The 13,545-nt window shown below is 65.9% G+C and carries 13 protein-coding genes and 1 pseudogene; 2 read left to right on the top strand and 12 right to left on the bottom strand.

Translation table 11 applies throughout. The features are described 5' to 3' along the window. Positions 1–78: 78 nt before the first annotated feature. Both QZH52_RS34690 and QZH52_RS34685 read left to right on the top strand, forming a co-directional pair. Complete coding sequence (locus tag QZH52_RS34690; RefSeq protein WP_301815806.1) at positions 79–981, top strand: LysR family transcriptional regulator; 903 nt, start codon at positions 79–81, stop codon at positions 979–981. A gap of 212 nt (positions 982–1,193) precedes the next feature. After that, positions 1,194–2,330 (top strand): IS110 family RNA-guided transposase, encoded by a 1,137-nt coding sequence (locus QZH52_RS34685; RefSeq protein WP_436411663.1) that lies wholly within the window; start codon positions 1,194–1,196, stop codon positions 2,328–2,330. Between the two features lie 617 nt (positions 2,331–2,947). Here QZH52_RS34685 and QZH52_RS34680 read toward each other — a convergent pair. The 12 genes and pseudogenes from QZH52_RS34680 to QZH52_RS34625 all read right to left on the bottom strand — a co-directional run bounded on the left by QZH52_RS34680 (position 2,948) and on the right by QZH52_RS34625 (position 13,545). Further along, on the bottom strand, positions 2,948–4,099 hold the full coding sequence (locus QZH52_RS34680) for a tetratricopeptide repeat protein (RefSeq protein ID WP_301815804.1): 1,152 nt from the start codon (positions 4,097–4,099) through the stop codon (positions 2,948–2,950). A gap of 60 nt (positions 4,100–4,159) precedes the next feature. After that, positions 4,160–4,456, bottom strand: a complete 297-nt coding sequence (locus QZH52_RS34675; protein ID WP_301815803.1) for a hypothetical protein — start codon at positions 4,454–4,456, stop codon at positions 4,160–4,162. A 702-nt stretch (positions 4,457–5,158) separates the two neighbouring features. Further along, the gene (locus QZH52_RS34670; RefSeq protein WP_301815802.1) at positions 5,159–5,620 is read right to left on the bottom strand and encodes a hypothetical protein; all 462 of its coding nucleotides are present in this window, start codon (positions 5,618–5,620) and stop codon (positions 5,159–5,161) included. A gap of 28 nt (positions 5,621–5,648) precedes the next feature. Next, on the bottom strand, positions 5,649–5,774 hold the full coding sequence (locus QZH52_RS38830) for a hypothetical protein (protein WP_366919360.1): 126 nt from the start codon (positions 5,772–5,774) through the stop codon (positions 5,649–5,651). Beyond that, entirely contained in the window at positions 5,765–6,946 is a 1,182-nt protein-coding gene (locus QZH52_RS38920; protein WP_436411662.1) for an aminotransferase class III-fold pyridoxal phosphate-dependent enzyme, read from the bottom strand. Before QZH52_RS38920 ends, QZH52_RS38830 begins: the two co-directional genes overlap by 10 nt. 144 nt (positions 6,947–7,090) lie before the next feature. Then, positions 7,091–8,374, bottom strand: coding sequence for an MSMEG_0569 family flavin-dependent oxidoreductase (locus QZH52_RS34655; RefSeq protein WP_301815801.1), 1,284 nt, complete (start codon positions 8,372–8,374; stop codon positions 7,091–7,093). A 33-nt stretch (positions 8,375–8,407) separates the two neighbouring features. Then, entirely contained in the window at positions 8,408–8,692 is a 285-nt protein-coding gene (locus QZH52_RS34650; RefSeq protein ID WP_301815800.1) for an MSMEG_0570 family nitrogen starvation response protein, read from the bottom strand. A gap of 24 nt (positions 8,693–8,716) precedes the next feature. After that, positions 8,717–9,903 (bottom strand): annotated as a pseudogene (locus tag QZH52_RS38915) (MSMEG_0565 family glycosyltransferase). Further along, entirely contained in the window at positions 9,896–10,894 is a 999-nt protein-coding gene (locus QZH52_RS34640; RefSeq protein ID WP_301815799.1) for a sll0787 family AIR synthase-like protein, read from the bottom strand. The pseudogene QZH52_RS38915 and the gene QZH52_RS34640 overlap by 8 nt, the downstream one beginning before the upstream one ends. Continuing rightward, positions 10,891–11,451: an MSMEG_0567/Sll0786 family nitrogen starvation N-acetyltransferase gene (locus QZH52_RS34635; RefSeq protein ID WP_301815798.1), complete on the bottom strand. Its 561-nt coding sequence runs from the start codon at positions 11,449–11,451 to the stop codon at positions 10,891–10,893. Before QZH52_RS34635 ends, QZH52_RS34640 begins: the two co-directional genes overlap by 4 nt. A 2-nt stretch (positions 11,452–11,453) precedes the next feature. Next, complete coding sequence (locus tag QZH52_RS34630; protein WP_301815838.1) at positions 11,454–12,524, bottom strand: MSMEG_0568 family radical SAM protein; 1,071 nt, start codon at positions 12,522–12,524, stop codon at positions 11,454–11,456. Further along, positions 12,487–13,545 carry a Nit6803 family nitrilase gene (locus QZH52_RS34625; protein WP_301815797.1) on the bottom strand — a complete coding sequence of 353 codons (1,059 nt, stop codon included), beginning with the start codon at positions 13,543–13,545 and terminating at the stop codon, positions 12,487–12,489. The genes QZH52_RS34630 and QZH52_RS34625 overlap by 38 nt, the downstream gene beginning before the upstream one ends.

The following is a 13,545-nucleotide window of genomic DNA, read 5'->3' as shown; positions in this document are numbered from 1 at the left end:
TGTCTCGATGCCTGAAGTGTGGAATCTCGCGGCCTCCTTGAAAATTGCCTTTTCGAGCAAAAGTCATTACTGTTACGTATGACTTTCGATCTTCAACATCTCATCGCTTTCAATGCCATCGTCTCGTCCGGAAGTCTTGGCCGAGCAGCCGCTGCATTGAACGTGACGCAACCTGCCTTGAGCCGCACGATTCGCAGGTTGGAGGAACAGGCGGGCGCGCCGTTGTTTGAGCGTCACTCGAAAGGAATGGAGCTGACGGAGGTGGGGCGCGCGCTGCAACCGCACGCGGTCCTTTTGCAGCGCGAATCGGAGCACGCAAACGAGGACATCAAGGCAATGCTGGGCTTGGCAAAGGGCACCATTCGTGTCGGCGCCGTCGGTAGCATCGCGTGCTTGGTCCTTCCATTGGCGATCGGCGCTACCTGCGAAAAATGGCCGAACCTGCAGGTTCAGATCATTGAAGGCGTGTGGGATCGCCTTGCGAATGCGCTTGTTTCACACGAAATCGATCTTGCGCTCGGTGTCGACATCGAGGACACCGATGAGATCGTAGCGGTCAAGGATTGCCGGTGGGAAGACACAAGCTACGTCGTCGCGGGTCGACGCCATCCATTGCGAAAGGAACCGAAGCTGAAACTTTCAGACACGCTGTCTGAGCGATGGGCCATCCTTCCAAAGGGAACTGGACCTTTTGAGCACATGAAGAAAGTGTTTTCCCGACAGAACCTGGCACTGCCAAACGTCGTAGTCGAGACGCGTTCCGTCACCGCGCTCAAAAGCTTGATCGGCCGCTCAGGCTTCCTTGGCTGGATGCCTGAGCCGATGTATGACGCCGAGCGGAAGGCTGGACTGATCGACGCCCTGGATATACCGGGTGCTTCCGACCGCCGGACGCTCACCGCCTTCAGACGTAGGGCAGGTATGCTGCCCGGTCCCGCGGTAAAACTTCTTGAGGCACTACGTTCGATGACAGCAAAGTAGGAAACCTTTTGCGGCGGTGTGATGGCAACGTTCACCAGCGGTCCAATTGCGTGTGACAGGTGTCGAGTGCAGTGCAGTCGCGCGTCGGGTTGAGTCACAAGACGGCTTGGGCCCCTCTACCTGCGCCCGTCGTGTGGCTGCTGTGCAGATGCTATGAGGGGCTGAAGGAAAGCGTAAAACAGCGGCTCCAGTTCTCTTAAAGGAGCATCGAAATGACTACAACTGGAACAGCGCCACGGTGCCAGGAGAAGGCCAAGCCCGAAGACCTGTACATGAGCTTTGAACTGGGCGACAAGCAGTGGAAGCTGAGTGTCGGCGACGGTCGCAATACGGTGAGTCGATTCACGATCTCTGCGGGCGACCAAGTTGCCGTGACCGACTGCATCGTGCGAGCCGGCAAGCGATTCAAGACGCCCGCGTGCGCTCAAGTGCACACGTGCTACGAAGCCGGCCGCGACGGCTGGTGGCTGCATCGCTGGCTCAGCGAACTGGGTGTAGACAACATCGTGGTTGACGCCGCGAGTATCGAGGTCAACCGGCGAGCCCGACGCGCCAAGACCGATCGGCTCGATGCCGACAAGCTGCAGACGATGCTGGTGCGTCACCACCGCGGGGAGCGAGTGTGGTCGGTGTTGCGCGAGCCCAGCAAGAGCGACGAGGACGAACGCCGTGAACCTCGTGAACTCGAACGGCTGATCCACGAGCGCACCTCGCACACCAACCGAATCGGTTCGCTACTGGTGCTGCACAACCTGCGCCCACGCGTGCACATCGGCGGCCGCGACTGGTCCACTTGGTGGGCACAGCACGGTGAACAGTTGGGCAGAAAGCTGTGCGCGGAAATCGAGCGTGAACTCGCGCGGCTGCAACTCGTCAAGGAGCAAGTTCGCCAGATCGAGGCTGCACGCCGCATCGCGCTTCAACAGGGAGAAAAGCCGATGGTCGCGCAGTTGATGCGCCTATGCGGGATCGGTGAGACGGGAGCCTGGGTGCTCGTGCACGAGATATTTGGCTGGCGTCGGTTCGCCAACCGGCGGGAACTCGCCAACTGCCTGGGCCTGGCACCCACACCGTATGCCAGTGGCGACAGCCAGGTCGAACAGGGCATCAGCAAGGCTGGCAACCGAAGGGCCCGAACTCTGCTGGTGGAACTGGCGTGGGGCTGGTTGCGCTTGCAGCCAGGCAGTGCGATCGCCCGCTGGTTCAACAAGCGCTTCGCGGGCGAAGGTGCACGCATGCGACGGGTGGGTATCGTGGCCCTGGCAAGGCGTCTGGCCATTGCCCTGTGGCGCTTCCTGCAAGACGGCGAGATACCGGCCGGTGCGCAAATGAAGGTCGTCCAAACCTGATGCCCCGGCGCCGAGTCACTTGTTGATCCAGATGAACTTCATGATCGAATGTCGAAGCGCCCGTGCAACCACAGGGTCACATCTCTATTGTGACCGGTGCTGCAGATGGGGCGCCTCGCAAAGCGGGAACCTGCCAGCGCGTCTGGCGCGCATGCAGCATGAGGTGCAGGGTTCACGGACCCGCACGGATAGAAGCTCGTCCGGGCACGGACTCGGACTTCCATCGGTTCCCGACCTTCGATCGCTCAGTCTTGACGATCGACCGCCATGAAGGGCCTTGACATTCCAGCCCTCATAGAAGCGGTTGCTGTTCTTCCCCGCTGCCGGGCGAACTCACGCTGCGATGCCGTTCGCAGTCGTCTGGAGGCGCGTAGACCTCTGATTCGAAGGCCGCTTCCAGCAGTGATGCAGACGTTGCCCGCCGCTGGCCCGTTGAGCGGCCGATGTCACGCCTTGGATTTGGGACCGATTGAATGGCCGCTCTCCTGGTTGCCGCACAGGTGCTCCGGGCCCCAACGCTGACACTCTGTCGAAGGGTTTGACCCAATGAAGCTGACGTCCGCATCCCGGGCGCTCAAGCACGCCGTGTCGGCGCGGAAATGCCAAGCCATCAGACGTCATAGCGCCAGGCCGGCCTTGCTCAGACCCTCGTAAAAACGCTCGCGCTCAGCCCAGAATTCAGGGCTCCTGGAGCTTTCGGTCGCCCTCAGGCCACTCACGGTCTGATTCGGAATGAGCTTCTGGAACGACGCGAGGTTGGACCGCGCCGACTCGTCGCGGCCATGCAAGGCATCGATGACCGCGATCCACTGCCAGGGAAAGCCATTGCTTGGATTGGCCGCCGCGGCTTTGCGCATCTCCGCGTAGGCTTCTTCGTCGCGTCGCAGATGAAACTGCGCCATCCCGAGAAAGACGTGCCCTTGCGAAGCCCACTGGCTGTCAAGCGGATTCAAGCGCAAGGCAAGCCGGACCCGCTCGACCAATTCCGTCGGCCGACCTTGCTGCAGGCGGTAGAAGCCCAGTCGCTGCAGCGCGTAGATGTGGTTCGGCCACAGCGCGAGGGCCTGCTCGCAGGCCTGAGCAGCCTCGTCGATGCGACCCCGCACGTACAGGATCTGGCTGCGGCCGTAGTGCGTCATCGCATAGTTGGGCGCGAGTACCAGCGAGCGGTCAAGCAGCTTCGAGGCAGTCTCGATGTGTGAGTCGCGCTTCGTGCTCCAGCGGTGCGACACCTCTGCGATGTGCGTAAAGGCCAACCCGTCGAGCGCGACGACTGAGTCCGGATCGGCCAACAGCGCCGTCGCGAACAAGCGCCTCGCGCGGTGCATATCCTCACGCACCTTGGCGTGCCGAAGCATAAAGTCGCCCTTCTGCGTTGCCTCGATGGCGCCCATGGCGTAGCCGGCATCCGCTGCGTGCGGAACGTGTGCGTCCCGAAGCCGGGTGTCCAACGCGTTGGCCACACGCTGCGTGATGTCGCGTTGCCAGTCCCAGTGCGCCACACCGGTGTATTCGAAGCGTTCGCTCCACAGGAACGTGGACTCCATGGCGTTGCGCAAATGGGCGCGGATCAGCACCGACTCTCCGTCCCGCAGTACGCTGCCGGTCAGCACGTGTGTGGCGCCCAAGGCCTTCTGCGCCCTTGACGCATCGACCTTGGCATCGCCGAATCCGGCTGTTGAGCCGGTGGAAATGACGAGCGTCTCCGAATGCTGCGCGACTGCGACCGTCAGGTCTTCGACGACCGCCTCGGCAAACGCCGGTGACACCGGCTCGCTCAGATCGCTGAAGGGCAGGAGGCGATGACACGGGTGGCCGCGATGGCTCGATCAATGTTCGGGTGGCCCTGTTGCAGCCACCACGTAACTCCCACTCCAACCAGAGAGAGCGATCAGCAAGGCGAGCACCAGCCGCTTTTGCACCCCGCCTCCTGGCGAACGGGCATTTGCGACGCTTGCCGCAGCCGCATCGCTCGAATCCGGCCTGGACGCCAGCGCACTCGACGAAACCACCACGTCGAGCAGGTAGCCGCGCCGCGGTATGGTCTTGACCAGCACCGGCCCGCGCGCGCCAAGCGCCGCTCGCAATTCGCCTACGCACTGGACCACCGAGTCTTCGGTGACCACCGTGCCCGTCCATGCCTATTCCAGCAGCTCGTCTTTCGAAACAAGCCGACCGACATGTGCCAGCAAGTAGCACAGCAACGCGTAGGTCTTCGGCCGCAGTGGAGTCTCGACATCGGCCGACCGAAGCGTTCCGCGACGCAAGTCGAGTTGAGAACGATCGAAGGCGTTGATCTCGCAGCCGCTCGCCATTGTGCCAGGCCGGTTTCCGACTTTCGGCGATGTTTCGGCGTCTATTCGACGTTCCTTCGGGACCGAATCGCGGCCCGACGTCCATCCTAACCCTCGTTTGTGGGCCAGCGCGCCAAGGCGCTGCCGTTGCGCCCGATCCCACAGCGTCCACCACCAAGGAAGAGACCGATGGACCACTCGCAACGTTCCAGAATGTTGTCGCCCTGCTCGCCCTCAGGAGCCCATTGGATGGGGCATCCTGACGGGAAGCTTCATTTATGGATGGGACAAGATCGCCGGCATAGGGCTCTCCGGCCAAGCCGTCGTGCGGAAACCAGGGGCTTTGGTGGTCATAGTGCTCGGCGCTGGCAGGAAAGCCATTCACCTATACCGCGGGGCCGACCGGTCCGGGCCAGTACGTCATCGACTTCAAGGTCGAGTGAACAGGGCCATCGTCGTCACGATGCGCTTGCCGACGGGCTCTGATGAAGAGTCGATCACCTTGCTTTGTGAAAACGACGAAACAAATCCGAATCAGGCTTTAGGGGAAAGGGGCGGCTTCGCACAGATAGCGCGGCTTTCATGCGGGACAGCGGTGAAGAACTCGCGCGGCCAGGCATCGAGCCCGGCATGAAGGTGCTCGATGTGGGCCGCGGCGACGACGCATGACAACGTTGCCGGAAGCGAAGCTTGGAGCTGACGTGCCTTCTTCGACCTTGCCCGCAACCTGATTGCCGCGGCCGGCGATGCGCGCGACGGCGTCCAAGCCGTTCGACGTGGCCGGGCGTTCGAGCGTGTCGCCAGGCACGGCGGCCGGATCATCATGGGCAATTGGATTCCGAACGATCCGACCTTCGTCGCGCGAGTCCTGACGATCAGTTCCGCGTATACGCCGCTGCCGCACGAAGGCTTCATCAGCCCGATGACCTGTAGATCCGCCGCCAGCCCGAGGTCGGGTCCGCGGGGGACCCCGGCGGCCGTGAAACGCTCGACCACGTGCGCATGTTCGAGATCGCGTCACCGATCAGCCAACGGCGGCCAGCAGTTCGTCCAGACGCTCCACCGGCAGTTCCGCATGCTCGCGCTGGAACACCAGCGGTGGGCGGATCTTCAGCACATTGGCCTGGGGGCCGGTGGCGCTCAGCAGCACCTTGCGCAGGCGCAGGCCGTTGACGACCTTCGCCGCCTACGCCGTGGCTGGTACGCGCGTGGCGCGGTCGGCCACCAGTTCCAGGTCGATGAACAGGCCGGCACCGCGAACCTCGCCCACAAGGGCGTGTCGCTGCCCCAGCGCGGCCAGGCGATCGCGCCGGTAGTTGCCGACCTCCAACGCGTTGCGCTGCGGTTGCTGCTGCTCGAGCACATCCAGCACGGCGGCGGCCGCGGCCATCGAGACCGGGTTGCTGCCGAAGGTGTTGAAGTAGCGGCTGGCTTGGCCGAAGGCCTCATCACCTCGGGCCGCACTGCCAGGCCGGCCACCGGGTGGACGTTGCGCATGGGTTTGCCCATGGTCATCACGTCAGGCACCACGCCGGCGCATGGAGCCCCAGAAGCCCCGCCCGTTCGGCCAAATCCGGGCTGCACTTCGTCGGCGATTAACACGCCGCCAGCTGCGTGGATGGCATCCAACGCCGCGCGCAGAAAGCAGGCTGGCGCGGTGAGCACGTCGTCGCTGGAGAACACGGTGTCTGGCGTTGTTGCAGATGAGGTAGGCCGTGTTGTCGGGCGGGCGCGCACGAGGTCCAGTAGCACGAAGGTCTCGCCCTCGGTCAGTGGCAGGACGGAGTGGCAGTCTGCCGCGAAGCGAGCAATGGTGGTCAGCGCGTCGCCCTTCTCATCGATGTGGTACGACGCGGCCACTGCCAAGTCGTTCACCAGTGGCGCATGCGCCATGTCGCCAAAGTCAAGGATGCCGGAAACGCGCGCCGGTTCATCGGGATCGACCAGCAGGTTGTACAGGTTGAAGTCGTTGTGGCGCACGCGCTCGGCGCGCTGGATGTCCCAGGGCAATTCGCCCTCGCCGGCCGGGTGACTCAGGTGGGCCAGGGCCCGGTCGAGCCGCGCCAGCATGCTGGCCACGATGCTGCGCTGGGCGGCCGAGCGTGGCGCCTGCGGCGTGGGCATGCCTTCGAGGTAGCTGAACACGCGGGCCACGCGCGTGCGGTCCTCGGCGTCCTGAATCTGCACCGAAGCCACGCCGTGCAGATCGGGCAGCAAGCGCTGCACCGGCAGGCTGGGGTCGGAGCGGGCGACATGCAGGAGCGCCTGAGTCCGGAAGTCGGCCACCAGCGGCGCCTCGATCGGGTGCGAGAGCTTGAACATGCACCGGGCGCCGCCGTCGCTGGCTCCAGCAGGAAGTTGGCATCGCGCTTACCGGGCAGCGGATTGAGCTGCCCGTGCAGGCCGCAGACGCTGCACAGCAGACATGATGGGCGCCGCCCAGTAGACAGGCGGCGACCATCATGTCTAGGCCGCGTGCGCCTGGCGCGCCCGCTCGACTGGTGGCACGATGGCGCCCGCCGAGGCGATGGCCTCGGCCAGAAACTCCGCATCCCGCGCCACGCCGGAGAACCGGCCCGAGCCCCAGGTATGCAACCACGGCAACCCGAGGAAATAGAGCCCCGGCTGCCCGGTCACGCCGCGCAGATGCACCGGCTCGCCGCGCCCGTTGAACACCGGCGCATCGACCCAGCCGAAATCGGGCAGGAAGCCGATGCACCAAACCACGCTGGTGATGCCCGAGGCGCGAAGGCCCAACCTGGTGCGCTCCCGGTCGGGTTGCCAGACCGGCACATACGGCTCCCCCGGCGGAGCGTCGATGCCGCGGCTGGCGATGAACTTGTCGATCGACGCATTGATGCCGTTGAAGATGCGGTCCGCATGGTCGAGGTTCTCGCGCAAGTTCGGCTGGAACTCGAGCTCGTCGCCGTCGAGGCCGGTCATCAGGCCGTAGAGTTCCATGCCTTCCAGGGCAAAGCGCCGCAGGTCGATATCGCGGCCGCCGTCGCGGCCAGTGACGTAGTGGTTGGTGTTGTCGCGCACCCCTTCGCGCAGCGGATGCTGGGTCACGGGCATGTCGTAATAGTTCATCTCCGCCAGCCAGTCGACCACATCCTTGCCGCGATAGAAGCGGGCACAGCGCGGCGCGTTGCCGGTCGCGAGGTAGACCTTGCGCCCCGCCAGATGCAGGTCTTCGGCGATCTGCGCGCCCGACTGACCGCAGCCGACCACCAGCACCGCGCCCTCGGGCAACTGCGCAGGGTTTCGATACTGGGCCGAGTGGTATTGCACGATGTCCATCGGCAGCTTCTCAGCCATCCGCGGCACCACAGGCTTGTGGTAGCCGCCCGAAGCCACGACCACCTGACCGGCGGTGAAGCTGCCGGCGCTGGTCTGCACGGTGAACTGGTCGGCGTCGCCCGCCCGCGACACCTTTTCGACGGTCACGCCTTCGATCGCCGGCGGCTGCACCTGCTCGACGAAGCCCGCGAGCCAGTCGTTGATCTGGTCCTTGACCATGAAGCCGTGCGGATCGTCGCCCTGGTAGGACCAGCCCGGCAAGTTGCATTGCCAGTTGGGCGTGACCAGGCAAAACGAATCCCAGCGCTGGCTGCGCCAGCTATGGACCAGCGTGCGCTTCTCGATCACCAGGTGGTCGATGCCGCGCTGTTGCAGGAAATGGCTCATCGACAAGCCGGATTGGCCGCCCCCGACGATGATGACGCTGTAGTGGGTGGTCTTGGGAGACATGATGTTCTTTCGGATGTGAAGCAGTGGGAGTGTTCATTCGAAGGCCACGACCGTGACCTCGGCGTCGGGCCGATCGGCGAACTGGCCAGCGATCCGTTCGATTTCGGCCAGCTGGTCCATCGCCTGAGAGCAGGCAAAGCCGAACTTGGCGCGGACCCGCTCGGAGGCGATGCCGAGCGCTTCGCGGGTGCGCTGCAGAAATTCTTCCAGCGCATAGCTCTGGCCCGGGGTCAGATAGTCCTGGACCACGAGGGACGGCGAGTAGCAGCGCGTCTCGCGCTGGTCGGGCCATCGAATGCTGAAGTGCATGACGGGCATGGGGTTCTCCGTACGGGTTGCGATCTAGGAATGGGAGGCGTGCAAGCCCTGGCGATAGAGCAGCGCGTGCCGCCGTGCGCTCGCAGTCCAGCTGAACTGCCGGCCCAGGCGCTCGGCCGAGCGCGCGATCCGGTCGCGGTCGCGGGTATCGACCGCACGGCCCAGCGCGAGCGCAATCGCCGCCGGATCGCAGGGGTCCGCCCACTCGCAGTCCTCGTCCCCGAGGTATTCGGTGAACGGCGCGATGCGCGACACCACCACCGGCACGCCGCTGGCCAGCGCCTCGAGCACCACCAGCCCGAAGCCCTCGACCAGCGACGGCATCGCCACCACGTCGGCCTGCCGGTAGAGGCCAGGCATGTCGTCGTCGGCCAGCGGTCCGGTGAGCACGATGGCTGGCCCGGGCCGATGCCCAGGCCGCTCGCCCGTGCCAGCGCCTTGAAGTCGAGCGTGTAGCACGCATGGTCCAGCAGGCTCGCACCGCCAGCCACGACCAGTTGGGCATCAGGCCTCTGCCCGCGCAGCGTCACGAAAGCCTGCAGCAGCCGCAGCGTGTTCTTGCGCTCCTCGATGCCGCCCACCGCCAGTACGACCGGAGCGTCGCGGCGAATGCCGAGCCGCTGTCCGAGCGCAGCGTCCGACGGCTGCCCGACGGCGCTGAAGCGCGCTCGATCGACACCATTGCTGATCTCGGACGCGCTGACGCCATGCTGGTGCGCCAGGATGTCCCGCCACATCCGGCTGGCGCAGAACACCTGGCTGGCGCGCCGGAAGCCGCGCGACTGCCAGGCCATGAGCTGCGCCGAGGCGAAGACTTCCAGGTGATGCACCGTGCGCACGAAGCCATCGATGAGGCCGGCGTCCTCGAGGTCGGCCAGCGCGTTGCCCCCGATCGGATCGTGGGCATGCAGCACGTCGAAGCGCGTACGCTCGAACTGCGGCGCCAGGTGGCGCTTGAAGGCCTCGATGCGGGTGGCGACCATCTCGACCATGTCGGTCGGCACAGCTCCCACGGGCACCAGTTGCGTCGCGCAACGCACCGGCCGGAAGAAGCGCTGCCCCTCCACCGCCGGCGCCATCACGGTCACGACGTGCCCGGCGTCATGCAGCGCATGGGCCAGTTCGAGCGTATGGACGACACCGCCGCGCGGATTGACCGAGTGCGTCAGCAGCCCGATCCTGAGCGGGCCCCGAGCCGGCATGTCATGCATGCAAGCCCTGCGCAACGGCAGCCTCGCGGATGAAGACATCGTCGTTCAGGTCCCAGAGCAGTTCGTGATCGCTGTCCCGGCGGAGTACCAGCTGGCGCGTGTCGTCGACCTGCCCCACCACTGCGCAGTCAATGTCGCGCGCGGTAAATCGCCGCTTCACTTCGGCCGCGTGCGACGGCCGCACGCTCAAGACGAAACCGAAGCTCGGGAAGGCGCCGAGCCAACGCGGCAAGGGCGCGCCGTTCGGCCTCGGGATGGCGTCGACGTCGATCGTCGCGCCGACACCGGAGCATTCGAGCAACATCAACGCGGTGCCGACCGCGCCGGCCATGCTGATGTCCTTGGCCGCATCGCAGAGGCCGTCTTCGGCCAGCTGCGGCAGCAGTTCGAGATCGCCGCACAGGCGATCCGGCGGCGCAGAGGTGGAGGCGTTCCAGTACGGAAACGGTTCCTCGTAGGCGCCGCGCAGGTCGATCGCCATCAGCAGGCTGTCGCCCGGTCGGGCATCGAAGCTGGTCAGCAGGCGCTTGGCGCGACCCAGGATCGAGACCGCCAATTGCGGCCGCTCGCTGCGGTTGTTGCTGTGGCCGCCGACGATCGGCACGCCGTAGCGGCTGGCCGCGGCCGCCATGCCCTTGAGCATCTGGTCGGCCGGGTCCATGCCCGCGCTCCACAAGGCGTTGACCACGGCCACGGGCCGGCCGCCCATCGCGTAGATGTCGCTGACGTTGACCATCACGCCGCAGTAGCCGGCGAACCACGGCATGCGGACGATGAAGTCCTCGACCAGGCCCTCGATCGCGAACAGCAGATAGCCGCCCTGGCCGTCGGGCAGGGCCGCGCAGTCGTCGCCGACCGGTACCGCCTGGCCGAGGTCGGCGCTGCCGTTGGGCAGCGCTCGGCCCAGCGCCGAGACAACATCGCTGATGTCGCGCTTGTGCGCAAAGCCGCGACTGGCCCGCAGCGCGGCGCTGAGTTCTGAAAGGCTCATGAGGCACTCCGCGCGCGCGAAACGAAGCCGCTCACCGGGTCATGGCAAGGCGGGTAGAAGTCGAGCCCGGCCCGCATCTCGGCATGCGGCCGCCCATGCACGACGAGCTCGCCTTCGAGCGTCCAGTGCAGCTTCTGGAACAGGGGCACGTTCTGCGACTGCACGTGGGCGTGAAAGTCGATGCAGCCTTGGGCATGCGCGCGGCACACCGCCAGGCGAATCAGCGTTGCGCCCAGGTGGCCCTGGCTCCTGAAGGCCGGATGCACCGCCAGCCGCGAACCCCACCAGACCTGCGGCGCGCTCTCGTGGATGCGCACCGTGCCGACCACTCGGTCGGGCATGCCGCCGATGCATGACATCGCGACCAGCAGTTGCGCGCGATCGTCGATGGCGTCGCGATCGTCGCCGACGAAGATGCCCTGTTCGATGCAGAACACGGCGCGGCGCAGCGCATGCGCCTGTTCCCGCTCCCAGTGCTGCACGGCTTCGCGCACCAGGAACTCGATTGGCTGGTACTGCGCTGCCGGCTCGAGCCGGTCATCGACGATGCAGCCCATGGTCAGCTTTCGTAGACCGACAAGGACGAGCAGGCGCCGCACTTGCCGCAACCCGCCTTGATGTCGCTCGAGCGCAGGTTGGCTGCCGTCACCATCCGCCCGAGCGGCTCGAGAATCGACTTCATGAACGCCGGCGTCGGCGCCGGATGGTCTTCGAGCGGCGTTCCGCTGATCGGCACGAAGGGCACCACGAAGGGATAGACGCCGAGCGACAGCAGGTGCGCGCACATCTCCAGGATGGCTTCGCGCGTGTCGCCGAGCCCAGCCAGGACGTAGGTGCTGACCTGGCCCCGGCCGAAGACGCCGACCGCCGCCTCGAAGGCCGTCATGTAGCGCGACACCGGCACGCTCGCCTTGCCGGGCATGATGCGTTCGCGCACCTCTGGCGTGACCACTTCGAGGTGCATGCCGAGCGTATCGATGCCGGATGCCTGCATGCGTCGAAACCAGCGGTCGTCGTCGGGCGGCTCGCACTGGCCCTGGATCGGCAGATCGACCGCCGCCTTGATCGCGAAGGCGCTCTCGCACAGGATCTGCGCGCCGCGATCGGTAGCGTTCGGCGTGCCGGTGGTCAATACCATGTGCTTCACGTCGTCGAGCAGCACGGCAGCACGGGCCACCTCTGCGAGCTGCTCGGGCGTCTTGCGCGCCACGGTCCGGCCGGCCGCCAGCGACTGGCCGATCGCACAGAACTTGCAGCTCTTGCGCCGGCTCTCGTAGCGGATGCAGGTCTGCAGCACCGTGGTGGCCAGCACGTCGCTGCCGTGCAGGGTCGCGATGTGCGAGTACGGCACGCCATCGAAGGTCTGCATCGCGTAGAAGCGCGGCTGCTTCGGAAAGCTGATGCTGGCGATCGGGATGCTGCCACGCGTGAGCGTGCTGCGGCCCTGTGCGTCGGGCGCCTGCGCCGTGAAGGGCGAGTGCCAGGCGCTCGAAGTATGGACCGGCACCATGATCGTGTGGCCGTCGACCGTCACGGCCTTGTGGTCCGAGGGTCCGGCACCGCCGCGGCGGCTCGCCGCCCCGGCGCTCGGGTCATCCAGCCGCAACCCGAAGGACTGCAACTCGGTCATCAGTTGCCGGCTCGATGGCGAGGCTGGATTGGCGGTCGTGGTCATGGAGGCTCCCGTTGGAGAGGGTTGAAGAATCGGTGGCGGACGCGGGCATCGCGAAGGTGGTCGCCGCGGGACGGCCATTGACGGCCAGGCTCAGCAATTCGGGCCGCGCGTAGTGGCCGACCGAATCCATCATCCGTTTGCGCTTGCTGATCAGCGCCATGTCGAGGTCGGCGATCAGCATGCCCTCTCCCTCGGTCAGCGGTGGCGCCAGGTGCTTGCCCTCGGGCGAGACGATCGCCGTGTGGCAGCCGCCGCGCAACGCCTTCTGCAGGCCGGCATCGGGCGTGATGGCGGCGATCTGCGCATCGGTCAGCCAGCCGGTGGCGTTGATCACGAAGCAGCCCGACTCCAGCGCGTGGTGGCGGATCGTGACTTCCATCTGCTCGGCGAAGATGGGGCCCACCAGCGAGCCCGGGAACTGGGCGCAATGGATTTCTTCGTGCTGGGCCATCAGGCTATAGCGCGCCAGCGGGTTGTAGTGCTCCCAGCAGGCCAGCGCGCCGACCCGGCCGACCGCCGTGTCGACCACTTTCAGGCCGGCTGCATCGCCTTGGCCCCAGATCATGCGTTCATGATAGGTCGGCGTGATCTTGCGGCGCTTGAGCACCAGCGCGCCATCGGCATCGAACACCAGCTGCGTGTTGTAGAGACTGCCATGGTCGCGCTCGTTGACGCCGAGCACCACCACGATCCCGCGCGAGCGTGCCCGCTCGGCCACGGCGGCCGTCACCGGCCCCGGCACCACCACCGCGCGTTCCATCAGCCGCAGGTGCGGCGGGCCCTGGAGTACCGGAGGCAACACGAAGGAAAAGTAGGGGTAGTAGGGCACGAAGGTCTCGGGGAAGACCACGATCTGCGCGCCCTTGTCCGCGGCCTCGTCGATCGCCGCGCAGACCTTGGCCAGCGTGCCGCCGGGGTCGTCGAAGTCCGGGGCGATCTGGACCGCCGCGGCGCGGACGATGCGTTGTGATGTCAT

The sequence above is a fragment of the Variovorax ginsengisoli genome (assembly GCF_030486595.1).
Classification (GTDB): domain Bacteria; phylum Pseudomonadota; class Gammaproteobacteria; order Burkholderiales; family Burkholderiaceae_C; genus Variovorax; species Variovorax ginsengisoli_B.
The sequence above is the reverse complement of the archived record's forward strand: the minus strand, read 5'-3'. Positions and strand labels throughout refer to the sequence as shown.